The organism is Pseudomonas sp. Y39-6 (genome assembly GCF_023651955.1).
GTDB lineage: Bacteria > Pseudomonadota > Gammaproteobacteria > Pseudomonadales > Pseudomonadaceae > Aquipseudomonas > Aquipseudomonas veronii.
The window spans coordinates 723,359-745,756 of sequence record NZ_CP069594.1 but is presented as its reverse complement, the minus strand read 5'-3'; the positions used below and the strand labels follow the sequence as shown (position 1 = coordinate 745,756).

The 22,398-nt window shown below is 63.6% G+C and carries 23 protein-coding genes; 10 read left to right on the top strand and 13 right to left on the bottom strand.

Translation table 11 applies throughout. From position 1 onward, the window contains the following. Positions 1 to 17: 17 nt before the first annotated feature. The gene (locus JN756_RS03210; RefSeq protein ID WP_126589087.1) at positions 18 to 1,106 is read right to left on the bottom strand and encodes a calcium:cation antiporter; all 1,089 of its coding nucleotides are present in this window, start codon (positions 1,104 to 1,106) and stop codon (positions 18 to 20) included. A gap of 192 nt (positions 1,107 to 1,298) precedes the next feature. Here JN756_RS03210 and JN756_RS03205 point away from each other — a divergent pair, with 192 nt between their 5' ends. Then, positions 1,299 to 2,252, top strand: coding sequence for an adenosine deaminase (locus JN756_RS03205; protein ID WP_017849634.1), 954 nt, complete (start codon positions 1,299 to 1,301; stop codon positions 2,250 to 2,252). A 64-nt stretch (positions 2,253 to 2,316) separates the two neighbouring features. Here JN756_RS03205 and JN756_RS03200 read toward each other — a convergent pair whose 3' ends face one another. The 3 genes from JN756_RS03200 to vimR all read right to left on the bottom strand — a co-directional run bounded on the left by JN756_RS03200 (position 2,317) and on the right by vimR (position 5,552). Further along, positions 2,317 to 3,687 carry an MFS transporter gene (locus JN756_RS03200; protein WP_046485746.1) on the bottom strand — a complete coding sequence of 457 codons (1,371 nt, stop codon included), beginning with the start codon at positions 3,685 to 3,687 and terminating at the stop codon, positions 2,317 to 2,319. Between the two features lie 105 nt (positions 3,688 to 3,792). Beyond that, positions 3,793 to 4,488 carry an ArsR/SmtB family transcription factor gene (locus tag JN756_RS03195; RefSeq protein ID WP_017849636.1) on the bottom strand — a complete coding sequence of 232 codons (696 nt, stop codon included), beginning with the start codon at positions 4,486 to 4,488 and terminating at the stop codon, positions 3,793 to 3,795. Between the two features lie 137 nt (positions 4,489 to 4,625). Next, positions 4,626 to 5,552 carry a transcription regulator VimR gene (gene vimR, locus JN756_RS03190; protein ID WP_126589085.1) on the bottom strand — a complete coding sequence of 309 codons (927 nt, stop codon included), beginning with the start codon at positions 5,550 to 5,552 and terminating at the stop codon, positions 4,626 to 4,628. Positions 5,553 to 5,670: 118 nt separating this feature from the next. On the opposite strand from vimR, the gene JN756_RS03185 reads away from it, so the two are divergent. The 3 genes from JN756_RS03185 to JN756_RS03175 all read left to right on the top strand — a co-directional run bounded on the left by JN756_RS03185 (position 5,671) and on the right by JN756_RS03175 (position 7,449). After that, positions 5,671 to 5,964 carry a putative quinol monooxygenase gene (locus JN756_RS03185; protein ID WP_057005965.1) on the top strand — a complete coding sequence of 98 codons (294 nt, stop codon included), beginning with the start codon at positions 5,671 to 5,673 and terminating at the stop codon, positions 5,962 to 5,964. 140 nt (positions 5,965 to 6,104) lie between these two features. Next, positions 6,105 to 7,118, top strand: a complete 1,014-nt coding sequence (locus JN756_RS03180; RefSeq protein ID WP_201021770.1) for a zinc-binding alcohol dehydrogenase family protein — start codon at positions 6,105 to 6,107, stop codon at positions 7,116 to 7,118. A 145-nt stretch (positions 7,119 to 7,263) separates the two neighbouring features. Beyond that, positions 7,264 to 7,449 (top strand): hypothetical protein, encoded by a 186-nt coding sequence (locus JN756_RS03175; protein WP_017849641.1) that lies wholly within the window; start codon positions 7,264 to 7,266, stop codon positions 7,447 to 7,449. Positions 7,450 to 7,455: 6 nt separating this feature from the next. Here JN756_RS03175 and JN756_RS03170 read toward each other — a convergent pair whose 3' ends face one another. Both JN756_RS03170 and JN756_RS03165 read right to left on the bottom strand, forming a co-directional pair. After that, positions 7,456 to 8,649: a multidrug effflux MFS transporter gene (locus JN756_RS03170; protein WP_017849642.1), complete on the bottom strand. Its 1,194-nt coding sequence runs from the start codon at positions 8,647 to 8,649 to the stop codon at positions 7,456 to 7,458. A gap of 83 nt (positions 8,650 to 8,732) precedes the next feature. After that, positions 8,733 to 8,924 (bottom strand): heavy-metal-associated domain-containing protein, encoded by a 192-nt coding sequence (locus tag JN756_RS03165; RefSeq protein WP_017849643.1) that lies wholly within the window; start codon positions 8,922 to 8,924, stop codon positions 8,733 to 8,735. 147 nt (positions 8,925 to 9,071) lie between these two features. On the opposite strand from JN756_RS03165, the gene JN756_RS03160 reads away from it, so the two are divergent. The 3 genes from JN756_RS03160 (at position 9,072) to cueR (ending at position 12,124) form a co-directional block, all read left to right on the top strand. Continuing rightward, a complete protein-coding gene (locus JN756_RS03160; RefSeq protein ID WP_046384837.1) occupies positions 9,072 to 9,452 on the top strand; it encodes a hypothetical protein in 381 nt (126 codons plus the stop codon). Between the two features lie 66 nt (positions 9,453 to 9,518). After that, complete coding sequence (locus tag JN756_RS03155; protein ID WP_057005968.1) at positions 9,519 to 11,720, top strand: heavy metal translocating P-type ATPase; 2,202 nt, start codon at positions 9,519 to 9,521, stop codon at positions 11,718 to 11,720. A gap of 2 nt (positions 11,721 to 11,722) precedes the next feature. Continuing rightward, on the top strand, positions 11,723 to 12,124 hold the full coding sequence (gene cueR, locus JN756_RS03150) for a Cu(I)-responsive transcriptional regulator (protein WP_026140370.1): 402 nt from the start codon (positions 11,723 to 11,725) through the stop codon (positions 12,122 to 12,124). Positions 12,125 to 12,457: 333 nt separating this feature from the next. On the opposite strand, the gene JN756_RS03145 is transcribed toward cueR, so the two are convergent. Both JN756_RS03145 and JN756_RS03140 read right to left on the bottom strand, forming a co-directional pair. After that, positions 12,458 to 13,357, bottom strand: coding sequence for a PA4780 family RIO1-like protein kinase (locus JN756_RS03145; protein WP_017849647.1), 900 nt, complete (start codon positions 13,355 to 13,357; stop codon positions 12,458 to 12,460). A 135-nt stretch (positions 13,358 to 13,492) separates the two neighbouring features. Further along, positions 13,493 to 14,770, bottom strand: coding sequence for an acetyl-CoA C-acetyltransferase (locus tag JN756_RS03140; RefSeq protein ID WP_017849648.1), 1,278 nt, complete (start codon positions 14,768 to 14,770; stop codon positions 13,493 to 13,495). 114 nt (positions 14,771 to 14,884) lie between these two features. On the opposite strand from JN756_RS03140, the gene JN756_RS03135 reads away from it, so the two are divergent. Next, positions 14,885 to 16,237, top strand: a complete 1,353-nt coding sequence (locus JN756_RS03135) for a 3-oxoacyl-ACP reductase (protein ID WP_177029662.1) — start codon at positions 14,885 to 14,887, stop codon at positions 16,235 to 16,237. Between the two features lie 2 nt (positions 16,238 to 16,239). Continuing rightward, positions 16,240 to 17,088 carry a MaoC family dehydratase gene (locus JN756_RS03130; RefSeq protein WP_201021769.1) on the top strand — a complete coding sequence of 283 codons (849 nt, stop codon included), beginning with the start codon at positions 16,240 to 16,242 and terminating at the stop codon, positions 17,086 to 17,088. Between the two features lie 35 nt (positions 17,089 to 17,123). Here JN756_RS03130 and JN756_RS03125 read toward each other — a convergent pair whose 3' ends face one another. From JN756_RS03125 to pbpC, 5 genes are all read right to left on the bottom strand, one after another. Beyond that, on the bottom strand, positions 17,124 to 17,681 hold the full coding sequence (locus JN756_RS03125) for a DUF4136 domain-containing protein (RefSeq protein ID WP_046384840.1): 558 nt from the start codon (positions 17,679 to 17,681) through the stop codon (positions 17,124 to 17,126). A 45-nt stretch (positions 17,682 to 17,726) separates the two neighbouring features. Continuing rightward, positions 17,727 to 18,329, bottom strand: coding sequence for a DUF4136 domain-containing protein (locus tag JN756_RS03120; protein WP_046384841.1), 603 nt, complete (start codon positions 18,327 to 18,329; stop codon positions 17,727 to 17,729). A 24-nt stretch (positions 18,330 to 18,353) separates the two neighbouring features. Further along, a complete protein-coding gene (locus JN756_RS03115; RefSeq protein WP_017849653.1) occupies positions 18,354 to 19,103 on the bottom strand; it encodes a methyltransferase in 750 nt (249 codons plus the stop codon). Then, on the bottom strand, positions 19,096 to 19,404 hold the full coding sequence (locus tag JN756_RS03110; RefSeq protein WP_046384842.1) for a MazG-like family protein: 309 nt from the start codon (positions 19,402 to 19,404) through the stop codon (positions 19,096 to 19,098). Before JN756_RS03110 ends, JN756_RS03115 begins: the two co-directional genes overlap by 8 nt. 159 nt (positions 19,405 to 19,563) lie before the next feature. Then, positions 19,564 to 21,894, bottom strand: coding sequence for a peptidoglycan glycosyltransferase PbpC (pbpC, locus tag JN756_RS03105; RefSeq protein WP_128192619.1), 2,331 nt, complete (start codon positions 21,892 to 21,894; stop codon positions 19,564 to 19,566). 90 nt (positions 21,895 to 21,984) lie between these two features. On the opposite strand from pbpC, the gene JN756_RS03100 reads away from it, so the two are divergent. After that, on the top strand, positions 21,985 to 22,278 hold the full coding sequence (locus JN756_RS03100) for a hypothetical protein (RefSeq protein WP_017849656.1): 294 nt from the start codon (positions 21,985 to 21,987) through the stop codon (positions 22,276 to 22,278). Positions 22,279 to 22,398: the final 120 nt, after the last annotated feature.

The window sequence follows — 22,398 nt, the reverse complement described above, 5'->3', positions numbered from 1 at the left end:
CGCGAGCAAGCTCACGCCTACACCCCTAACAGCGACAACATGATAAAGGTCGCAAACAACACAAAGTGGGTCATCCCTTCGATGGCGTTGGTTTCGCCATCGTTGAGGTTGATCGCACTGACGATCAGCGTGATCAACACCATCACGCTTTGCACCGGCGTCATCGCCATCTGGAACGGCTGGCCGGTGTAGAGCGCCATCGCCTCCATCACCGGCACCGTCAGGATCACCGTCGACAACGATGCGCCCAGTGCAATGTTCACCACCGACTGCATGCGGTTGGCCAGGGCGGCGCGCAAGGCGGTCAGAATCTCCGGTGCCGCCGAGATGGCCGCGACCACAATCGCCGTCATCACCGGCGGTGCGCCCGTGCCTTCCAGGCCCAGGTCGAGGGTCTTGGACATCACCTCGGCCAGCGCGCCAATCACAATCACCCCGAACACCAGCGTACCGATGGAAAATGCCAGGTTCACCGGCGGCGCCTGTTCTTCCGGCAACGTCTTGCGGCGTTTTTCCGGGTAGCTGTAGCTGAAGAAATAACTGTGCGGGCCCACCTGCATGCGCAGGAACAGGGTGTAGAGCACCACCATCGCGCCAATGGTGAAGGCCGAGTAAATTTTCCAGTCCGCTTCGGGGATGAATTCCGGCACCACCATCGACACGCCCATGGCGGTGAGGATCATCACGCTGTAGGTGCGCGCCGAATCGTCATTGTAGGACTGTTCGCCGTGCTTGATGCCCCCCATCAGCGCGGCCAGGCCGAGGATGCCGTTGATATCGAGCATCACCGCCGAGTAGATGGTGTCGCGCACCAGGGTCGGCGACGGTTCGTTGCTCATCATGATCGCCAGGATCACCACTTCCACCAGCACGGCGGCCAGGGTCAGGATCATGGTGCCGTAGGGGTCGCCGACCTTTTCCGCCAACTGCTCGGCATGGTGAGCGACGCGCATCGACGCCACCACGATAAAGCCGATCAGCGCCAGGCCGGCCAGCAGCGCGACCATTTGCCCGTTGTGGAGCATCCAGTGCTCCAGCGGGTACGCGGCGACGGCGGCGATCAGCGCCAGCAGCATGAATTTTTCTTGCTTGAGAGAGGTGAGCATTGCGGGCCTTTTGTGCGGCAAATCAGTCATTGACGGGGTACAGACTGCAGTACATCGCTAACGTTTCGTTACATCTTAGTTCGCAGCGCCCCTGCGCGAATAGAACCAATACTCTCCTCTTGGTCAGGTTTTGCCGATTATTTCAGTCATGGCCTGTAGAATGCCGCCATTGCACCCGATGAGATTTTAGACATGTACGATTGGCTCAACGCCCTGCCCAAGGCTGAACTGCACCTGCACCTGGAAGGCTCGCTGGAGCCTGAGCTGCTGTTCGCCCTGGCCGAGCGCAACAAGATTGCGCTGCCATGGAACGACGTCGACACCCTGCGCAAGGCCTACGCCTTCAACAACCTGCAAGAGTTTCTCGACCTGTATTACCAGGGCGCCGATGTACTGCGCACCTCCCAGGATTTCTACGACCTGACCTGGGCCTACCTGCTGCGCTGCAAAGCGCAGAACGTGATCCACACCGAACCCTTCTTCGACCCGCAAACCCACACCGACCGTGGCGTGCCGTTTGAAGTGGTGCTCAACGGCATCGCCGCCGCGCTCAAAGATGGCGAGCAGCAACTGGGCATCACCAGCGGCTTGATCCTCAGCTTCCTGCGCCACTTGAGCGAAGCCGAAGCCGAGAAAACCCTCGACCAGGCGCTGCCGTTTCGCGATGCGTTCGTGGCCGTGGGCCTGGACAGTTCGGAAATGGGCCACCCGCCGAGCAAGTTCCAACGCGTGTTCGACCGTGCCCGCAACGAAGGCTTCTTCACCGTGGCCCACGCCGGCGAAGAAGGCCCGCCCGAGTACATCTGGGAAGCCCTCGACCTGCTGAAAGTCCAGCGTATCGACCATGGCGTGCGCGCCATCGAAGACGAGCGCCTGATGCAACGGATCATCGACGAACAGATCCCGCTGACCGTGTGCCCGCTGTCCAACACCAAGCTGCGCGTGTTCGACGACATGGCCCAGCACAACATCCTCGACATGCTCGAGCGTGGGGTGAAGGTGACGGTGAACTCGGACGACCCGGCGTACTTCGGCGGCTACGTCACCGAGAACTTCCATGCGCTGTACACCGCCCTGGGCATGACCCAGGACCAGGCCAAACGCCTGGCGCAAAACAGCCTGGATGCGCGGCTGGTGAAGCCCTGACGGCGTAAACCGCGACTGACAATGTGGGAGCCAGCGCGCTCCCACATTCGTTGTGGATTGCCGGTTAAATCTCGCTCAACTCTTCCAGGGTCTTGCCCTTCGTCTCCATCCCAAACACCCACACCACCAGCGCCGCCACCGCAAAGCACAATGCGCCCAGGGCAAACACCCCGCCCTGCCCGGTAATCGGGAACACCAGCCCGGTCACCAACGGCCCGAGCAACGACCCGACCCGCCCGATCGCCGAAGCGAACCCGGCCCCCGTAGCCCGCGCCGAGGTGGGGTACAACTCCGGCGTGTAGGTGTACAGCACCGCCCACATGCCAAACAGAAAGAACTGCATCAACAACCCCGAGGCGATCAGCAGGCCGACATTGCCGCCAAACACCGCGCTTTGCCCATACAGAAACGCCATCACCCCGCCGCCGAGCAAGGTCACCACGCACACCGGCTTGCGCCCCCAACGCTCCACCAGCCAGGCCGCCATCAGGAACCCGGGAATCCCGCCCAGGGAAATGATCACCGTGTAATACACCGACTGGGTCACCGCAAACCCCGACTGCTGCAGCAAGGCACTCAACCAGGAAGTGAGCCCATAAAAGCCGAGCAAGGCGAAGAACCACACACTCCAGATCATCATCGTGCGCTGGCGATACTGCGCCGACCATAATTGCTGGAACGCCGAGAAGAAGTTGCCCGGCACACTCTCCACCCGCGGCAGGCGAATCGGCTGCGGCAACTCGGCGCGGCCCAGGGAGTCGCGCACTTTCGCCTCGATCCCCAGCAACACCTTATCCGCCGCCGCATGCCGCCCGGCCTGCTCCAGCCAGCGCGGCGACTCCGGGATAAAAAACCGGATCGCCAGCACAAACACCGCCGGCACCGCCAGCACCAGGAAGATGTCGCGCCAGCCGATCAGCGGCAGCAAAAAGTACGACAGCACCCCCGCCGCCACAAAACCCAACGGCCAGAAACCATCCATCAACGCGATATAGCGCCCGCGCCCCTTGGCCGGAATCAGCTCCGAGAGCATCGACTGCGCGATCGGAAACTCCATGCCCATGCCAATGCCGAGCAGGATGCGAAACAACGTCAGCGTCTCCACCGTCTGCGCCGTGGAACATAAGTAGCTGGCGATCCCCCACAACACGATGCTCCACTGGAACACCGGCTTGCGCCCGAAGCGATCGGCGAGCATCCCGGACAACGACGCGCCCACCACCATGCCGAAAAAACTCGAACTGGCCAGCAAGCCAGCCTGGGCCGTGCTCAGGCCGAACTCGGCTTTGATCGAGCCGAGCAGGAAAGTCATCATCGCCAGATCCATGGAGTCGAAGAAAAACGCCAGGGCGATGATGATAAAAATGACTCGGTGGTAACCGCTGATGGGCAACCGTTCCAGCCGTTCTGCCGCGCTATAGCCGTGCGTACCCATGCCCCATCCCCTGTGTGAATAATCCCCTCTGGGAGTGTGGGCCATGGTTTTTCCGGGTTATTGCTGGGTGCGACCTGATCGCAACTCTGAACGACGTCATCCAGGTCAGAGCGCGTCGGGCACGGCCAACCGGGTGATTTCCGCCAACCCGGTGTCGCTGACGAGCAAGGCGCGGGACTCGTTGACCGCACGGATCCAGTTCGACTGCAAAAACAGTTGCAATAGCCCGGCTCCCAGCGCGCCGCCCAGGTGCGGTTGCTGCTGGCTCCAATCGAAACAGTCGCACACCAGCGGCAAGGCCAGCGCCTGGGTGAAAATGCCCAGGCCGGCCAGGTGCTGCGCGCCTTTGACCGTGACTTGGGTGCGGAGCTCGTGGCGCTCGATCCAGCCGGCCGCGATCATCCGCTGATACAGTTGCGCCGCCAGCTCGCCGCCGAGGTGCCCATGGCATAACCGCGCATGGCGCAGCGGGGCCGGTGCCGCCAGGGTCAGCGGTGAAGCCTGCGGTGAGCTGCGCGCCGCACTGGCCATGGTGGTGCTGGCCAAGGCATCGATGGCGGTGCTGACATCCGCCGCCGCCACACGAAACAACCGCTTGCCGCGACGCGCTTCGACACGCAGCAAACCGCCGCCGGTAAGCCGCGCCAGATGGGCATTCGCCGAGGCCGGCGACAAACCCGTGAGCGTCGCCAGTTCCTGGGAAGACTTGGCCGAGCCGTCCATCAAGGCCCAGAGCATGGCGGTGCGTTTTGGCTCGGCGAGCAAGCTGGCAATCTGACTGATGCAAGGTGCCTGTTCCATGTGTTCACTCCTTGTTAAATCATTTCTCTGCTGTGGTTGGCGCCAAAGTATAGGTGCGCAAGCAGCCAGTTCCCCGGCGTCTGACAGCGCGGATAGGGACAGGATCTGAGTGAAATTTCCGGCTTTAGTGGAGGCTATTACGCACTGGTGAATTGTTCCGACCACTGCGCGGTCAATGTCGCACAACGGGACACGAGCATTTCCCGCAGCAGGTTGATGGGCTTACTCAACTGCGCGCGATGCGCGCATAACAGGTTGAGCGGCGTCCGCTCGCCGCGCAGCTCAGGCAGAATCACGCGCAAGCGTCCGGCGCGGACGTCGCTGCTCACATCCAACCAGGACTTGTAGGCGATGCCCACCCCGGCGACAGCCCATCGCCGTACCACGTCAGCATCGTCACTGAAGCGGTCGCCGCTGACAGTCAGGCTGACTTCGCGTTTGCCGTCATGAAACGTCCAGTGGTCATGCACGCGAGTGCCGAGCATATACAGCAGGCAATTGTGCTGGGCCAGTTGCTCCAGATGCCGCGGTTCGCCGTGGCGCTCGAGATAACTGGGGGCCGCGCACAGCACGCGCACGTTATCCGGCGCGACGGGCAGCGCGACCAGGCTGGAATCCTCCGGTTCGCCATAGCGCAGGGCGATATCCACCGGCTGGCGGAACAGGTCGGCAATGCGGTCGCCCAGCAACAGGCGCACCGTCAGTTGCGGATAGTCACGCTGGAACTCGTCGAGCCAGGGCAACAGCTGGTTGCGACCAAAATCCGAGGGTGCCGACAGTTGCAGCACACCGCTGACATGGTCCTGGCCACTGGCCAATAACCGCCGCCCTTCGTCCAGCGAGCTCAGCGCGGCGCGCGCATATCCGAGAAAACCGTCCCCTTCAGCGGTGAGGCGCAGGCTGCGAGTGGAGCGCGCCAGCAAGCGCGTGCCCAGTTGCTGTTCGATACGCTTCAACGCCGCGCTGGCCACCGCCGGCGACAGGTCCATGACCCGCGCCGCGGCCGACAGACTGCCCAGGTCCGCTGCGCGCACGAACAACTGCAAATCATCAAAGCGCAGCATCCAATCCCACCCATTATCAAAATATTGTTGAAACAGACTGCTGTTTTAGCCGCTTTTATCTGCATCGGAAATAGCCAATCATCTGCCCATCCCATACAGCCCGTGTCAGGAGTCGAATATGTCCGCTGCCTTTAACGTCATCGCCACGCTGATCGCCAAACCTGGCCAACAACACACCCTCGAGTCGCTGCTGCGCGGCCTGCTGGAACCGACCCGCCAGGAAGCCGGTTGCGAACAGTACGACCTGCACCAGGACCTGCAACATCCCGAGACGTTCTACATGCTCGAACGCTGGCGCGACGACGCGGCCCTGGGCGACCACGACCAGAGCGCACACATCCAGAGTTTCCGCGCCAAGGCCGCCGACGTACTCGCGCACTTCGAACTCAAGCGCCTGAAATTTCTTGCCTGATCACCGCGTTTTTTTGTAGGAGCGAGCTTGCTCGCGAAAATCGTAAACGATGACGCCGCGCTTTTGATTCAGCGCGGCCCCTGTGAGTTTTTCGCGAGCAAGCTCGCTCCTACAGTCAACTCCCTACTTCTGGAGCCCCCATGAAAGCCATTGCCTACTACACCTCACTGCCGATCACCGATCCGAAATCCCTGCAAGACATCGAGCTGCCGGAACCGGTCGCCGGCCCGCGCGACCTGCTGGTGGAAGTCAAAGCCATCTCGGTCAACCCGGTGGACACCAAGGTCCGCCAGAACGTCGCCCCGGAAAACGGCGCCGCCAAGGTGCTCGGCTGGGACGTGGCCGGTGTGGTCAAGGCCGTCGGCAGTGAAGTGACGCTGTTCAAGGCCGGTGACAACGTGTTCTACGCCGGCTCCCTGGTACGCCCGGGCGGCAACAGCGAACTGCACACCGTGGACGAGCGCATCGTCGGCCATATGCCCAAGAGCCTGGGTTTTGCCGACGCAGCCGCCTTGCCGCTGACCGCCATCACCGCCTGGGAACTGTTGTTCGAACGCCTGCAAGTGCGCGAGGGTAAAAAGGACGAAGGCCAGAGCCTGCTGATCGTCGGCGCTGCCGGCGGCGTGGGGTCGATCCTGACCCAATTGGCCAGCCAGCTCACCGCACTGAAGGTCATCGGCACCGCGTCGCGCCCGGAAACCCAGGCCTGGGCCAAGGCCCTTGGCGCTGACCTGGTGATCGACCATAGCCAGCCGCTGAGCGAAGCCCTGAAACACGCGGGTGTGGCCCAGGTGACCCACGTCGCCAGCCTGACCCAGACCGACCACCATTTGGATCAACTGGTCGAAGCCTTGCAGCCCCAGGGCAAGCTGGCGCTGATCGACGATCCGAAGGCCCTGGACGTGAGCAAACTCAAGCGCAAGAGCCTGTCGCTGCATTGGGAGTTCATGTACACCCGCTCGATGTTCGAGACGCCGGACATGATCGAGCAACACAACCTGCTCAATCGCGTCGCCGAGCTGATCGATGCCGGCACCCTGAAAACTACCGTGGGCGAGCACTTCGGCGTGATCAACGCCGAGAACCTACGCCGCGCCCACGCGCTGCTCGAGAGCGGCAAGGCCAAGGGTAAGATCGTGCTGGAAGGGTTCTGAAAGAGGTCTGTCAGTGTCGTCCGTCATTCGTGTAAGTGATGGACGACACCACTAGTCAGGGAATTGACCTTTGTCATCATTGTGAACGTATTCGGGTTTATATTGGCGGCCTTTGCCACGATTCTTTTACGTGAGGAAGTCAGCAATGAAGATCCTGATAAAAGCGTTAGCAAAATCCCCGGGCAATAAATGGCAGGTCCGTCTCGACGGCGAAGCCATCACCTTCCGCAGTGAGGCCGAAGCCCGCGCCTTCGCCGAGACCCTGCAAGCGCGCATCCAGGCGCCCCACCGTTTCCCACTCGACCAGCAACGCTCCGCTGCCGCTGGCTGACGTCTTTCAGACCTGCGCCTGTAGGGCACGTGCCCGTTGCAGGCGCTGGGTCGACAGTGCAATCGTCACCGCCAAGACCCCGCACAAGCTGATGACCATCGCCATCGGCATCGCCGTGCCGTCGTGCAACACGCCCACCAACGAAGCCGCCCCCGCTGCCACGCCGAACTGAATGCAACCGAGCATCGCCGAGGCGCTACCGGCTCGCGCGCCCTGCCCGCTCATGGCGCAGGCCGAGGTGTTGGGCAAAATGCAGCCCAGGCTGGCGATGCAGATAAACAGCGGCAGCAGCAACGGCCACAACGCATCGGTGCGCAAGGCCGCGACGCCGAGCAGCGCCAACGCCGCCAGCATGTAGAGCCACACCGTGCGCGACAGCAAGAACGCCGGCCCGCGCTTGGCGAGCAAGCGCGCATTGACTTGGGCCATCAGGATAAAGCCGGCGGCGTTGGAGCCGAATACCCAGCCGAAATGCTCGGCGGGCACGCCATAGAGTTTGATGAATACGAACGGTGAACCGGCAATGTAGGCAAACATCCCGGCAATCGAAATGCCCCCGGTCAGGGCGTAACCGAGGTAGACCCGGTCCGACAACAGGTCGATATAGCGGCGCAGCGACCCGGACAACGGTTGCCGAGGCTGATGGGCCGGAAAGGTTTCCGGCAAACCGACCGCCACCGCGATCGCGGCCATCACGCTGAACACCGTCAGGGCCAGGAAGATCGACTGCCAGCCCCACACCCCGACCATCAGCCCGCCCGCCAATGGCGCAAGGATCGGCGCCAGGCCGGTCACCAGCATCAGTTGCGAATACACCTTGGCCGAGGTCACCACATCACACTTGTCGCTGACCACCGCGCGGGAAATCACCATGCCCGCGCAACCGCCGAGGGCCTGCACGAAGCGTGCGCCGATCAGCCATTCCAAAGACGGCGCGTAGGCGCAGGCGAAGGAGGCCAGCGTAAACAACGTGACCCCGCTGAGCAGCGGCACACGACGACCAAAGCGGTCCGCCAGCGGACCGTAGATCAATTGGCCGATGGCCAGGCCGCCGAAATACACCGCCAAGGTCAGCTGGATATGTTTTTCATCGGTGGCGAACGCCGTCGCCATCGCCGGGAAACCCGGCAGGTAAAAGTCGATCGCCAGCGGCGCGAAGGCGCTCAAGGCGCCCAAAATCAGGAGTATGCGCAGGTTCATCAGGCACCCAAGTATGTCGGCAGCCCGACAGTCTAGCCGCGCTTGGGTGCGTTGAACATTACGATAGCTCGCTAACTATTAAATCAGGCGACGCTGTAGCCTTCTTCACGGATCAAGCCGGCGATCACGTCGCGGCTCAACTGGCTTTGCACGCTGACTTGCTTGGCCGCCAGGTCGACTTTCACTTCGGCTGCCGGGTCCTGATTCTGCACCGCCTGGGTCACTGCCCGGACGCAATGGCCGCAGGTCATTCCTTCAACGTTGAATACTTGCATGACATGACTCCTTTAATGAGGGTGGACGCAGTATCGACCTTGTCACGATGGCAAGGTCAAGCGGCAAAAATAGCCGCCGGGCTGGTATTCGGTGACGCAGTCGGCCAAGCTTCACCCATCTTTGATGTGAACCACGGAGCATTCGCCATGCGCTGGTCGTTTTTTGGCCTTGTCGGCCTGATGAGTTTGTCTGCCGCTGCGCCCATGGCCAGCGCCGCCGAAGACTACGCGGTGTTGATCATTTCCCGCGAACGCCTGGAAGTACCGACCAACTGCGAGATCGGCCTGTACATCCAGGACCAGTTGGCCGGGCGCCTGTTCCAGGAACAGTCCACCTCGTTCAACCTGCCGGCCGGCAATGTGTCGCTGCGCCTGAAGCTGCTGCCGGGCCAATCGTCGGGTTGCCTGCCGGGCCTGTTGGCGCCACCCGCGCAGAACATCACGCTGAAGGCCGGTGATGTGCGCAAGTTGCGCATCGCCCAAGGCCCGGAAGGCATGTACCTCAAACCTGCGGCATTGGAATACTAAAGACGCTTGACCTTCCCCACAGGTCAAGGTTGATCCTAGGGGCAACTTCTTCAGGAGGACTGCCCCATGAATGGAACCACCACGTTTGACCTGCCCATCGGCGGCATGACCTGCGCCAGCTGCGCCGGGCGTGTCGAGCGCGCGCTGGGCAAGGTGCCGGGGGTGCAACGTGTCAGCGTGAACCTGGCCAATGAGCGCGCCCATATCGAGGTGCTCGGCCAGATGGACCCCGCCGTGCTGATCGCCGCCGTCGACAAGGCCGGCTACAGCGCGTCGCTGCCCCAAAGCGAAACCAAGACCGATGCCGATCAAGCCGAGCGCCTGCACCACGAGCGTTGGGCGCTGCTGCTGGCGATTGTGCTCGCGTTGCCGCTGGTGCTGCCGATGCTGGCACAGCCCTTCGGCCTGCACTGGATGCTGCCGGCCTGGGTCCAGTTCGCCCTGGCCACACCGGTGCAGTTCATCTTCGGTGCGCGCTTTTACATCGCCGCGTGGAAAGCCGTGCGCGCCGGCGCCGGCAATATGGACTTGCTGGTCGCGATCGGCACCAGCGCCGGTTACGGTCTGAGCCTGTATGAATGGCTCACCGCGCCCGCCGGCAGCATGCCGCACCTGTATTTCGAAGCCTCGGCGGTGGTGATCGCCCTGGTGCTGCTCGGCAAATACCTGGAAAGCCGCGCCAAACGCCAGACCGCCAGCGCCATCCGGGCCCTGGAAGCCTTGCGCCCGGAGCGCGCGATTCGGGTGGTGGACGGCCGCGAAGAAGACGTCGCGATCAACGCGCTCAAGCTCGGCGACCACGTGCTGGTCAAACCCGGCGAACGCTTCCCGGTGGACGGGGAAGTGGTGGACGGCCAAAGCCATGCCGACGAAGCGCTGATCAGCGGCGAAAGCCTGCCAGTGCCGAAACAACCGGGCGACAAGGTCACCGGTGGCGCGATCAACGGCGAAGGGCGCTTGCTGGTCCGCACCGTGGCCCTCGGCGCGGAAAGCGTGCTGGCGCGCATCATCCGCCTGGTGGAAGACGCCCAGGCGGCCAAGGCACCGATCCAGAAACTGGTGGATAAAGTCAGCCAGGTGTTCGTGCCGACGGTGCTGGTGCTGGCGTTGCTCACGCTGCTCGGCTGGTGGCTGTACGGCGCTTCGCTGGAGACTGCGATCATCAATGCGGTCGCCGTGCTGGTGATCGCCTGCCCGTGCGCCCTCGGCCTGGCCACACCAACTGCGATCATGGCCGGCACCGGCGTGGCGGCGCGTCACGGCATCCTGATCAAGGATGCCGAAGCGCTGGAGCGCGCCCACGCCGTCAGCGCGGTGGTATTCGACAAAACCGGCACGCTCACTTCCGGCACGCCGAAGATCGCCCACTTGGCGGCAGTCGACGGCAACGAACCGCTGCTGCTGCAACAGGCCGGCGCCTTGCAACGCGGCAGCGAACACCCGCTGGCCAAGGCGGTGCTGGATGCCTGCCACGAACAAGGGCTAAACGTGGCCGATGTGAGCGCCAGCCAGTCCCTGACCGGGCGCGGCATTGCCGGCACCCTCGACGGTCGGCCGCTGGCCCTGGGCAACCGCCGTCTGCTGGAAGACAACGGGCTGGACGCGGGCGCACTGAACGCTTCGGCCAAGGCCTGGGAAGCCGAGGGCCGCACCTTGTCCTGGCTGATCGAGCAAGGCGCGCAACCGCGGGTACTCGGGCTGTTCGCTTTCGGCGACACTCTCAAGCCCGGCGCGCTGGAAGCCGTGGCCCAACTCAAGGCGCGGCACATCAGCAGCCATTTGCTCACCGGCGATAATCGCGGCAGTGCGCGGGTAGTCGCCCAGGCGCTGGGCATCGACGATGTCCACGCCGAAGTGCTCCCGGCCGACAAAGCCGCCACCGTCGCCGAACTGAAAAAAACCGGCGTGGTGGCGATGGTCGGCGACGGCATCAACGACGCCCCGGCCCTGGCCGCCGCCGACATCGGCATCGCCATGGGCGGCGGCACCGACGTGGCCATGCACGCTGCCGGCATCACCCTGATGCGCGGCGATCCACGCCTGGTGCCGGCCGCGCTGGAGATCAGCCGCAAGACCTACGCGAAGATCCGCCAGAACCTGTTCTGGGCTTTTGTGTATAACTTGATCGGTATTCCCCTGGCGGCGTTCGGCCTGCTCAACCCGGTGTTGGCCGGCGCGGCGATGGCCTTGTCCAGCGTCAGCGTGGTGAGCAATGCGCTGTTGTTGAAAACCTGGAAACCCAAGGATCTGGAGGACCCACATCCATGAGCATGAACATCGGCCAGGCGGCGCGTTCAAGCGGTTTGAGCGCCAAGATGATTCGCTACTACGAATCCATCGGCCTGCTCAAAGCCGCCCATCGCACCGAGAGCGGCTATCGCGTGTACGGTGCCGACGATTTGCACACCCTGGCGTTCATCAAGCGCTCGCGGGACCTGGGGTTTTCATTGGAAGAAGTCGGCAAGCTGCTGACGTTGTGGCAGGACCGGCAACGGGCCAGCGCCGATGTGAAGGCCTTGGCGCGCCAGCATATCGAGGAGCTGAACCAAAAGATTCTGGAGCTGGGGCAGTTGCGCGATACGTTGCAGGACCTGGTGGAACACTGCCACGGCGATCATCGGCCGGACTGTCCGATTCTCAAGGAATTGGCGTCGGGTGGTTGCTGCGCCTGAAGGGGTAAGGGGTGTACACAAAACCAATGTGGGAGGGGGCTTGCCCCCGATAGCGGTGGACCAGTCAATATACGTATCGACTGACACGGCGCTATCGGGGGCAAGCCCCCTCCCACATTTTTAGATCTTCTATTGCCTGAAGATCACTTCCACGCGTCGGGAGGTTGCTGCGCCTGAAGGGGGTAAGGGGTGTACACAAAACCAATGTGGAGGGGGCAAGCCCCCTCCCACATTTAGATCTCCAATTACCTGAAGATCACTTCTACACTTTTTAGATCTCCAATTGCCTGAAGATCACTTCCACACTGTTTATATCGACAACAGCTTGGGGGGTCACTGCATCCAAGGCGGTGGCGGTGGTTCGTCAGGCGTTTTGCTCGGTGGCGCATCATCCGCCGCGCGAGCCGCCTGGCGCCGCTCTTCGTCCAGTCGCGCCGCTTCGATCTCGCGGATCACGCCGCCCACGTCGGCCAGTTCTTCCGGTTCGTCGAACTCGCCGGTCAAGATGCTGGCCGGGTGCAAGGTGCCGGCTTCGTACAGCGCCCACATTTCCTTGGCGTACTTGGTCTTCTTCAGCTCCGGGGCAAAGCGCCCGAAGTAGGAAGCCATGTTGCCCACATCCCGCTCCAGCATGTTGAACGCGTGGTTGTTGCCCGCCGCATCCACCGCCTGGGGCAGGTCGATGATCACCGGGCCGGTCGGCGTGAGCAGTACGTTGAACTCCGACAGGTCACCATGCACCAGGCCGGTACACAGCATCAGCACGATCTGGGAGATCAGGAACGCGTGGTACTCGCGCGCCTGGTCCGGCTCCAGCACCACGTCGTTCAGGCGCGGCGCCGCATCGCCGTACTCGTCGGCCACCAGCTCCATCAACAGCACGCCTTCAAGGAAGTCATACGGCTTGGGCACGCGAACGCCCGCGCCGGCCAGGCGGAACAACGCCGCGACTTCGGCGTTCTGCCAGGCATCTTCGGTTTCTTTCTTACCGAATTTGGAACCCTTGGCCATCGCCCGGGCCTGCCGGCTGTTACGGACCTTTCGGCCTTCCTGGTATTCGGACGCTTGACGAAAACTTCGTTTGTTCGCCTCCTTGTAAACCTTGGCGCAACGCAATTCGTTGCCGCAGCGCACCACATAAACAGCTGCTTCTTTACCACTCATGAGTGGGCGCAGCACTTCGTCGACCAGACCGTCTTCGATCAGGGGTTCAATGCGTTTAGGAGTCTTCATCAGCTTTTATTGTGGGTCCTTTATTACCAAACACGCGTATGGCACTCGTTATACGGCAATCGGCTCGCCTCGGGGAGGGGCTACCGAGCTTTGACCACCGAAGAATGCATCCAATATGCCAGTTTTCCACGCAATTCAGCGTTCAATGATCGCTGTCACGCCCTGCCCTCCGGCGGCACAGATTGAAATCAGCCCGCGCCCCTTGCCCGCGACGTCCAACAGCTTGGCCAGGTTGGCGACGATACGCCCGCCCGTCGCGGCAAACGGATGCCCGGCGGCCAGGGAACTGCCCTTGACGTTGAGGCGGCTGCGGTCGATCGAACCCAGCGGCGCGTCCAGCCCCAGGTGCGTCTTGCAGTAATCCGCATCTTCCCAAGCCTTGAGCGTGCACAACACTTGGGCAGCGAATGCTTCGTGGATCTCGTAGTAATCGAAGTCCTGCAGTGTCAGGCCATTCCTCGCCAGCAAACGCGGCACGGCGTACACCGGCGCCATCAACAGGCCTTCGGCGCCGTTGACGAAATCCACCGCCGCCGCTTCGCCATCGCGCAGGTAAGCCAGGATCGGCAAGCCGCGCTCCCTGGCCCAGGCCTCGCTGCCGAGCAACACCAGGGAGGCGCCGTCCGTCAGCGGCGTGGAGTTGCCAGCGGTGAGCGTGCCTTTGGCGCTGCGCTCGAAGGCGGGCTTGAGGCCGGCGAGTTTTTCCAGGGTCAGGTCGGGGCGCAGGTTGTGGTCGCGGGTCAGGCCCAGAAACGGGGTGAGCAAATCGTTGTGCCAGCCTTCGGCGTAGGCCGCGGCCATTTTCTGGTGGCTCTCCAGGGCGAGCTGGTCTTGCTCGGCGCGCGGAATCTGCCAGGTCTGCGCCATCAGCTCACAGTGCTGACCCATAGATAAACCGGTGCGGGGTTCGCCATTGCGCGGCAGCTCGGGTTTGAGGTGATGGGGACGGAGTTGTAACAAAAGTTTTAGTTTGTCCGCCAAGGATTGGCTGCGGTTGGCCTGCAGCAGAATCTTGCGCAGCCCTTCGTTCACCCCGATCGGTGCGTCGGACGTGGTGTCCACCCCACCGGCAATCCCGCATTCGATCTGGCCCAGGGCAATCTTGTTGGCCACCAGCAACGCCGCCTCCAGCCCGGTGCCGCAGGCCTGCTGAATGTCATAGGCCGGGGTTTGCGGCGACAGGCGCGAACCCAGCACGCATTCGCGGGTCAGGTTGAAGTCGCGCGAATGCTTGAGCACCGCGCCGGCGACCACCTCGCCCAGGCGCAGGCCGTGCAGGTTGTAGCGCTCGATCAGGCCTTCGAGGGTCGCCGTCAGCATCGCCTGGTTGCTCGCCGTGGCATACGGGCCATTGGAGCGGGCGAAAGGAATGCGATTACCGCCAATGATCGCTACACGGCGCAATTGAGTCATGGAAAGCTCCCTGTCGGTTGTGGGGTAAGTCGTTCAGACTAGCCTAGGCTCAATCGAACGACTGCCGCCGCGAGGTGGTCAACCCTTTGAACCCCAGCCTTTGGAGAGCGTTCCATGTCTGACCGTTATATCGACTTCGCCAACTCAAGCCTCGGCCATCGCCTGGTCGCCGCCATTGGCCTGCCGTCACCGGTACGCCTGGAGCGCTGGCAAGCCGGGCGTCTGCGCCCGGTCGACGGCGCGCTGCTGCTCGGCGGCGGGGCGCTGGCGGCCAAGGTGCTGGCGTTTGCGCACAAACTCACCGAGGCCATTTATAGCTACGGCGCCGGGCCGCTGGAAGCCCCGGCCTGGATTCCCGGGCATGGCCCCAAGCTCAAGGCGCTGGTGTTCGACGCCAGCGACTTGCAACACACCGACCAGCTCAAGCAATTGCGCGAGTTCTTTCAGCCCCTGCTGAAAAACCTCGATCACAGCGCGCACCTGGTGATCCTCGGCCGCGCGCCGGAAAGTCTCAGCGACCCGTTCGCCGCCAGCGCCCAGCGCGCCCTCGAAGGGTTCAGCCGCTCCCTGGCCAAAGAACTGCGCAACGGCGGCGTATTGCAATTGCTGTCGGTCGGCCAAGGTGCCGAGGACCAGCTGGAAGGGGCGTTGCGGTTTTTCCTGTCGCCCAAAAGTGCCTACATCTCGGGCCAGGTGATTCGCCTGGAAGCCTGCGCCACCCCCGTCGAAGACTGGACCCGCCCGCTTGCCGCGCGTAAGGCGCTGGTCACCGGCGCGGCACGCGGCATTGGCGCCGCCATCGCCGAAACCCTCGCCCGCGACGGCGCCGAGGTGATTCTGCTGGACGTGCCCCAGGCCAAGGCTGACCTCGAAGCCCTGGCGGCGCGCCTGGGAGGGCGCAGCATCGTGCTGGACATCTGTGCCGAAGACGCCGCCCGCCAGTTGATCGAACAACTGCCGGACGGCCTCGACATCCTCGTCCATAACGCCGGCATCACCCGCGACAAAACCCTCGCCAACATGACCCCGGAATACTGGGACGCCGTGCTGGCGGTCAACCTCAATGCGCCGCAAGTGCTGACCAAGGCCCTGCTCGACAGCAGCACCCTGCACGACAACGCACGCGTGGTGCTGCTGGCCTCCATCAGCGGGATTGCCGGCAACCGCGGGCAAACCAACTATGCCGCGAGCAAGGCCGGGCTGATCGGCTTGGCCCAGGCCTGGGCGCCGCTGTTGAAAGCGCGAGGGATCAGCATCAACGCCGTGGCTCCCGGTTTTATCGAAACCCAGATGACCGCGCATATCCCCTTCGCCCTGCGTGAGGCCGGGCGCCGCATGAGTTCCCTGGGCCAGGGCGGCTTGCCGCAGGACGTCGCCGAAGCGGTCGCCTGGCTCGGTCAGCCCGGTTCCGGCGCGGTCAGCGGCCAGGTGCTGCGGGTGTGTGGGCAAAGTGTACTGGGAGCGTAAGCATGGACTGGACCACCCTGGACCACCCGCCGCAGCTTGCGCCGTTGTACTGGCGCGCGGCGCTCAAGCGCAGGATCACCGGCAGCCATTTGCCCGAGCAGGGGTTTCGCTGCCGCGTGAGCGTCAACCCCGAGCAGGTGGCAGCGTATCGCCACGTGTGTGGCTTTGCCGACAGCCCGATGCTGCCGGCGACGTATCCGCAGGTGCTGGCGTTCGGCCTGCAGTTAAAACTGCTGACGGCGCCATCGTTTCCGTTCCCGTTGTTGGGGCTGGTCCACCTGCGCAATCGCATCCGTGTGTATCGGCCCTTGGGGGCGGTGAGTGAGCTGACCATCGCCGTCCACGCACACCATCTCAAACCCCACGCCAAAGGCGCAACGTTTGAGCTGGTGACCACCGCCGAAGATGCCCTCGGCCTGCTGTGGGAAGCGCAGAGCCGCATGCTCTGCCGTGGCGTGAAGCTCGACGGCGCAGCGGCGGACGACGCCTTGCCCACGCCCACCCAGGTCAGCGAACTGACCCGCTGGAAAGCCCCGGCCGATATCGGCCGTCGTTACGCCCGGGTGTCCGGCGACTACAACCCGATCCACTTGAGCGCCCTGACCGCCAGACTATTCGGTTTCCCCCAAGCCATCGCCCACGGCCTGTGGAACAAGGCGCGCACCCTCGCCGCCCTCGGCGAGCACCTGCCTGCGGCGAATATCGAAATAGAGGTCGAATTCAAGAAACCGGTGCGCCTGCCCAGCGAGGTCACCCTGCACGCCAGCGTCGCCGGTTCCAGTGGCCAGTTGTGGTTGAAAGGCGCGGGGGAGATTGAACACATGGTCGGCCGGTGGCAGCCGATTGGCTGAAACCGGCCGCTCATCTCTCTCGGGGCAACAGCGTGTCAGCGCGGCGGGTAGCTGGAAAGGATTCGCGCGATCGTCTTGCGGATGGCGTTGCTGCGATCCTGCGGCTCGGGCGAGTTGGCCATGATCTGCTCGTCGCTGCCGCGCCAGACGAGTTTGCCGTCCTTGCCGTCGAGCAGGTCGATCTGGATGGTCGCCACCTTGTAGGTGATGTTGCGCGTTTCGTTGTACATCGGCGCGCCCCAGTAGCCATTCCACGGCCCGCCCCAGGCGCCGCCGTAGTTGGTGCTGACTTGTTGCTGGCGGTCTTCGACGATCAGGTAGGCCTGCGCATTCAGGTCCGCCCGAGTGCCCGCCGCCGCAGGGCGCAGGCCGCGTTGGTCGAGTTGTTCACCGACGGCCTGGCGGATACGTTGTTCGGTGAGGTCGCTCTTGATCCGCGGATCATCGGGACGGTATTGCAGCGCCGGGTCTTTCCAGGCCCAACTGCGGTAGGCGCCGAAGTCCCGGCTGGCATCGAAATCGTGGTTGACCTGGCTGGTCTGGCAACCGCCCAGCAGCACGACCAAAGCGAGCGTTGCGATACGTCCAAACATGATGGTTCTCCAACGAGCGACCCGGGCATTAAATGAGAATAGCTGTTAACTGGGAGGATACGCCGTCATTGCCTTTTGCACAGCCTTGCGCAACGCATCCGCTCGCTCACTGAGGCTGCCCTGACTGCCGGTTTCGGCGCTGGCGCTCCACACCGGCTGACCGCTGCGTGCATCGAACAGATTGACCCGCACCACCACGACCTGAACTTCATAGGTACGCACGATCGGCGCCGAGTTGTACATGCCGTAGCCATTGCCATAACGATTGTAGCCACCGTACCCATAGCCGTAGTCATCCTGGACCTGCTTGAGGCGCTTCTCCAGATGCACGTCGGCGCTCACCAGCAGGTCGGGCGCGCGGTTGTCGTGCAGGGGGCGCAAGCCTCGCTGGTCGAGGGCGCCGCTGACCGCTTCGGCAATCTGCGCCGAGTCCGCCCAGGCCGTGCCCGCTGGCAACTGGCCGTTGCGCCAGGCCCAAATGCGGTAGGCGCCGTAGTCACGCACCGGCGCGGGGTAGGCGCTGGCATCAAAGGTCCTGGCCGCCTGGGCCGGAGCCGGCGGCATCGGCGCCGAGGTGGCCACGTAGGGATTGGGGCTGGAGCAGGCGCCCAGCCCAAGGAACAACAGGATTAACCCGAAACGACGCATTTCGACCTCCACTGACTGGGCCGCTTAAACCGGACGGCAGATCCAGTGCAAATAACGCCCAAGTCCGGCAAAGCTTGGGTGACGACGATGGGCGAGCTCCATCTCCAGCACATCCTGCAACGCCACGCGGGCCTGGAATTCCACCGGCATATAATCGTGGAACACCCGCACGCCGCTCTGGCTTTCGACCTGCCAAAGCCCCTCGAGTTGCGCCGCCAGCTCTCGCGGGTCGAGCGGCTGCTGCGGGGTCAGGCTCTGTTTTTCGCCGGCCATGTCGTTCTTGCGCATTTTGCGGAAGTGGCCTTTGAGCAGGTTGCGGTAAATCAGCGCATCGCGATTGTAGAACGCCAGGGACAGCCAGCCGCCAGGCACCGTCAACTGGTGCAGCACGGGCAGGATAGCGTGGGGTTCGGCCAGCCATTCGAGGACGGCGTGGCACAGCACCACATCGTAGGGTTCGGTGAGTTGGCCGAGCAGGTCTTGCCAGGGCGCATGGATGAAGGTCGCGCTCTGCCCGGCCTCGGCGAAGCGTTGGCGCGCACCGCTCAGCATCGGCTCGGCGGGTTCGGCCAGGGTCACCTGATGCCCGCGCTCGGCCAGCCACAGCGACATGTGCCCCAGGCCCGCGCCGATATCCAGCACACGCAACGGCCGTTGCGGCAGGGCTTCGGTGAGGTCGGCCTGCAACACCGCCAGGCGAATCGCGCCCTTGGCGCCGCCGTAGATCTTCTCGGCAAAACGCGTGGCCAGTTGGTCGAAGTGACGATCACTCATGGAGAAACCGCCGTTCGCTGTCGGCCAGCTTGGCGCGCACCACCTCGTTCATGTCCAGGCCCAACTCGCTGCACAGCAACAGCAGGTACAGCACGATATCGCCGACTTCCTGGCCGGCATGGGCGAGTGTGTCGGCGGGTAACTGGCGCGACTGGTCTTCGGTGAGCCATTGGAAGATTTCCACCAACTCGGCCATTTCCACGCTGGCGGCCATGGCCAGGTTTTTCGGGCTGTGGAATTGTTTCCAATCGTTGGTATCGCGGATGCGATGCAGGCGTTCGGTGAGGTGTTCGAGGTTCATGAGGGGCTCCTGAAGGGGTATAGCTTCGGGGGGATCAGGGATGAAGGCAAGTGAATCCGGGGGGATGGACTTTAGGGCGCTATCGCAGGCAAGCCTGCTCCCACATTTGAATGGATTCACACATCGGAATGTGGGGGTTGGTTTGGCAGTGATGGCGATTCAGTCGACGACGCTGAATTCGATTCGGGCGGTTTGGCCGGCCTCGTCGAGAACGCTGAGCTGGTAGCGGCCCAATTGCTCGAAACTGGCGTTGATGCTGTCCTGGTTGGCGCTGTCGCCCAACGGCGCACCGTTGAGGAACCACCAGCGCCGGCCGCTGCCGCCCAGCGCCGAGATCTTCAGGCGCAGCGCCTGTTGGCTGGCGGCGGGCAGGCGCAGTTGATCGCCTTCGCGCACGCCGACGATCGACAACGGCGAGGACGCCGCCAGGGCCGGCGGCGGACAATCGGGGTCCGCGGCCGGCAAGCGTGCGTCGCGGCGTTCGGCCCGCGGTAGCCAGGGTTCCAACGGCGCGGGCCACAGGGCAATGTTCTGCAACTGCGCGCCCGGGCAATGGGCGTCCACCCTCAAACCCTTGGGGTTGACCCAGACGCTTTCCATCAAGCCCACACCCAGCGGTTGATCCAGTGCCAGCAAGGTCGGTGGCGTGGTGTTGTCCAGCGTCCAGGCGAAGCGCTGGCGCCGGCAATTCGGATCGCTGCGACTCATGGGCTGGCCCAGCGGCCAGCAGATCGCCGCCACGCCGACATTCGCCGGCACCGGTTTGACCGGCGCGCTGATGCCACGCTGGCTGTCGCGGTTGGTCAACACATCGTGTACCTGCAACATCAAGGGCGCGGCCGAGGCCAAGCCGAACTGCCCCGGCACTGGCGTGCCGTCGGGGCGGCCGATCCACACGCCGATCAAATAGCGCGGCCCCACGCCGATCGCCCAGGCATCGCGGAACCCGTAGCTGGTGCCGGTTTTCCAGGCCAGCACCGGGCGCTGCACCAGTTCAGCACGCGGGTCGCGGTCGGGCCGCGCCTGGCCGCTGAGGATACGCCGCACAATCCAGGCGGACCCTGGCGACAGTAAAGGCCGTTCTCTAAGCGTATCGTCCGGCTGTAATCGAATCGTGGCGCTCCTGCCGTCGCGGGCGAAAGCGCTGTAGCCGCTCACCAGATCTTCCAGGCGACTGCCCGCGCCGCCCAGGATCAGCGCCAGGTTCGGCTCGGCCAACGCCGGCAGCGCCAGCGGCACCCCGCCGATACGCATCTGCGCGGCGAAGCGCTTCGGCCCGTAGGCTTCCAGCAACTGCACCGCCGGCAGGTTGAGCGAACTGGACAACGCCGTGCTCGCCGGCACCGCGCCGGTAAAGCCCATGGAGAAGTTGCCCGGCCGGTAATCGCCATAGCGCCTGGGCACATCCTGCAACAGCGATTCGGAGTGAATCAGCCCGTCGTCCAGGGCCATGCCATACAGGAAGGGCTTGAGGGTCGAGCCCGGCGAACGCAGGGCGCTGATCATGTCCACATGGCCGAAGCGCTTGGCATCATTGATGTCCACCGAGCCGAGGTAGGCGCGCACGGCCATGCTGTCTTCCTCCACCACCAGGATCGCCGCCGAGGTGTATTCCGGCAAACGCGCGCGCCAGCCCAGCAGCAGGTCTTCGAGACGGCGTTGCAGGGTGGCATCCAGGGTGGTGCGGATCAGCGGCGGGCTGTCGGGGCGGTTCAGGCGACGGGCGAGCAAGGGCGCCAGGCTGGGCTCCAGGCGCGGCGCGAGCAGCAACGGTTCTTCCAGCGCTTCGGCCACTGCCGATGACGGCCATACCTGGAACTCGCCGAGGCGACGCAGCACCTTGTCCCGCGCTTCCTGGGCGCGCTGGGGGTGGCGGTCGGGGCGCAGGCGGCTCGGCGCCTGGGGCAACACCGCGAGCAAGGCGGCTTCGGCGTGGGTCAGTTGCGCCGGCGACTTGCCCAGATACGCCCAACTGGCCGCCGCCACGCCTTGCAAGGTGCCGCCAAACGGCGCGCGGTTCAGGTACAGGTTGAGAATCTCGGCCTTGGACAAGTGCCATTCCAACTGCGCGGTGCGCCACAGCTGGCGCAGCTTGCCGTGGAACGTGCGCGAATGGGGATCGAGCAAACGGGCGACCTGCATCGACAAGGTGCTACCGCCCGACACCACCCGCGCACCGGTCAGGTTCTGCCACGTCGCCCGCGCCAGCGCGAACGGGTTTACGCCGGGGTGCTGGTAGAACCAACGGTCCTCGTAGGTGAGCAACGCATCGAGGTAATACGGCGACACCTCAGCGGTTTGCACCGGGTAACGCCACACGCCATTGGCATCGGCAAACCGCCACAACGGCGTGCCATCCTCGGCCAGCACCACCCGCGCCAGGTCGTCCTTGGGCAGCGGCAGGGGCCAGATGCGGTCGGCCAACCACAGCAGGGCAATCATCAGGAGCAGGCTCGCGAGGGTCCAGCGAGCAACTAAACGCAAACTCAAACGGGCAAACCTCTATGCTTGTAGGGAACTAGCCTGTCGCAATAACAACCAAAGGCACAGACACGCCCACCTTCTCATCAGGACACACACATGCAGGTAGAAAGCTTCTTCGAATGGTTGGGCCAGGCGCTCGGTTCCGTCATCCGTTTTATCGTCGACGGCCTCAGCGGCATCTTCGGTGCCTTGACCCACGCCGGTGGCAACTTTATCGATGGCCTGTCGCGTACCTTGGGCATGGACACTTCCATCATCAGCATCATTACCCTGATCCTCGGCCTGATGCTGCTGTACTCGGCGGTACGCGCCTTCATGCGCGCATCGATCATCATGGGCATCATCTGGCTGATGCTCGGCCTGTGGCTACTCAGCTGGGTAGTCCACTAACCCCAAAAAAACACCACCAATCCCTGTAGGAGGGGGCTTGCCCCCGATAGCTGTATTTCAGTCAATGCATCAGGTGACTGACCCACCGCCATCGAGGGCAAGCCCCCTCCCACATTTAGC

Coding starts and splice junctions, on each gene's coding strand:
- JN756_RS03210 (WP_126589087.1), bottom strand. CDS start 1,106: ATGCTCACCTCTCTCAAGCAAGAAAAATTCATGCTGCTGGCGCTGATC.
- JN756_RS03205 (WP_017849634.1), top strand. CDS start 1,299: ATGTACGATTGGCTCAACGCCCTGCCCAAGGCTGAACTGCACCTGCAC.
- JN756_RS03200 (WP_046485746.1), bottom strand. CDS start 3,687: ATGGGTACGCACGGCTATAGCGCGGCAGAACGGCTGGAACGGTTGCCC.
- JN756_RS03195 (WP_017849636.1), bottom strand. CDS start 4,488: ATGGAACAGGCACCTTGCATCAGTCAGATTGCCAGCTTGCTCGCCGAG.
- vimR (WP_126589085.1), bottom strand. CDS start 5,552: ATGCTGCGCTTTGATGATTTGCAGTTGTTCGTGCGCGCAGCGGACCTG.
- JN756_RS03185 (WP_057005965.1), top strand. CDS start 5,671: ATGTCCGCTGCCTTTAACGTCATCGCCACGCTGATCGCCAAACCTGGC.
- JN756_RS03180 (WP_201021770.1), top strand. CDS start 6,105: ATGAAAGCCATTGCCTACTACACCTCACTGCCGATCACCGATCCGAAA.
- JN756_RS03175 (WP_017849641.1), top strand. CDS start 7,264: ATGAAGATCCTGATAAAAGCGTTAGCAAAATCCCCGGGCAATAAATGG.
- JN756_RS03170 (WP_017849642.1), bottom strand. CDS start 8,649: ATGAACCTGCGCATACTCCTGATTTTGGGCGCCTTGAGCGCCTTCGCG.
- JN756_RS03165 (WP_017849643.1), bottom strand. CDS start 8,924: ATGCAAGTATTCAACGTTGAAGGAATGACCTGCGGCCATTGCGTCCGG.
- JN756_RS03160 (WP_046384837.1), top strand. CDS start 9,072: ATGCGCTGGTCGTTTTTTGGCCTTGTCGGCCTGATGAGTTTGTCTGCC.
- JN756_RS03155 (WP_057005968.1), top strand. CDS start 9,519: ATGAATGGAACCACCACGTTTGACCTGCCCATCGGCGGCATGACCTGC.
- cueR (WP_026140370.1), top strand. CDS start 11,723: ATGAACATCGGCCAGGCGGCGCGTTCAAGCGGTTTGAGCGCCAAGATG.
- JN756_RS03145 (WP_017849647.1), bottom strand. CDS start 13,357: ATGAAGACTCCTAAACGCATTGAACCCCTGATCGAAGACGGTCTGGTC.
- JN756_RS03140 (WP_017849648.1), bottom strand. CDS start 14,770: ATGACTCAATTGCGCCGTGTAGCGATCATTGGCGGTAATCGCATTCCT.
- JN756_RS03135 (WP_177029662.1), top strand. CDS start 14,885: ATGTCTGACCGTTATATCGACTTCGCCAACTCAAGCCTCGGCCATCGC.
- JN756_RS03130 (WP_201021769.1), top strand. CDS start 16,240: ATGGACTGGACCACCCTGGACCACCCGCCGCAGCTTGCGCCGTTGTAC.
- JN756_RS03125 (WP_046384840.1), bottom strand. CDS start 17,681: ATGTTTGGACGTATCGCAACGCTCGCTTTGGTCGTGCTGCTGGGCGGT.
- JN756_RS03120 (WP_046384841.1), bottom strand. CDS start 18,329: ATGCGTCGTTTCGGGTTAATCCTGTTGTTCCTTGGGCTGGGCGCCTGC.
- JN756_RS03115 (WP_017849653.1), bottom strand. CDS start 19,103: ATGAGTGATCGTCACTTCGACCAACTGGCCACGCGTTTTGCCGAGAAG.
- JN756_RS03110 (WP_046384842.1), bottom strand. CDS start 19,404: ATGAACCTCGAACACCTCACCGAACGCCTGCATCGCATCCGCGATACC.
- JN756_RS03100 (WP_017849656.1), top strand. CDS start 21,985: ATGCAGGTAGAAAGCTTCTTCGAATGGTTGGGCCAGGCGCTCGGTTCC.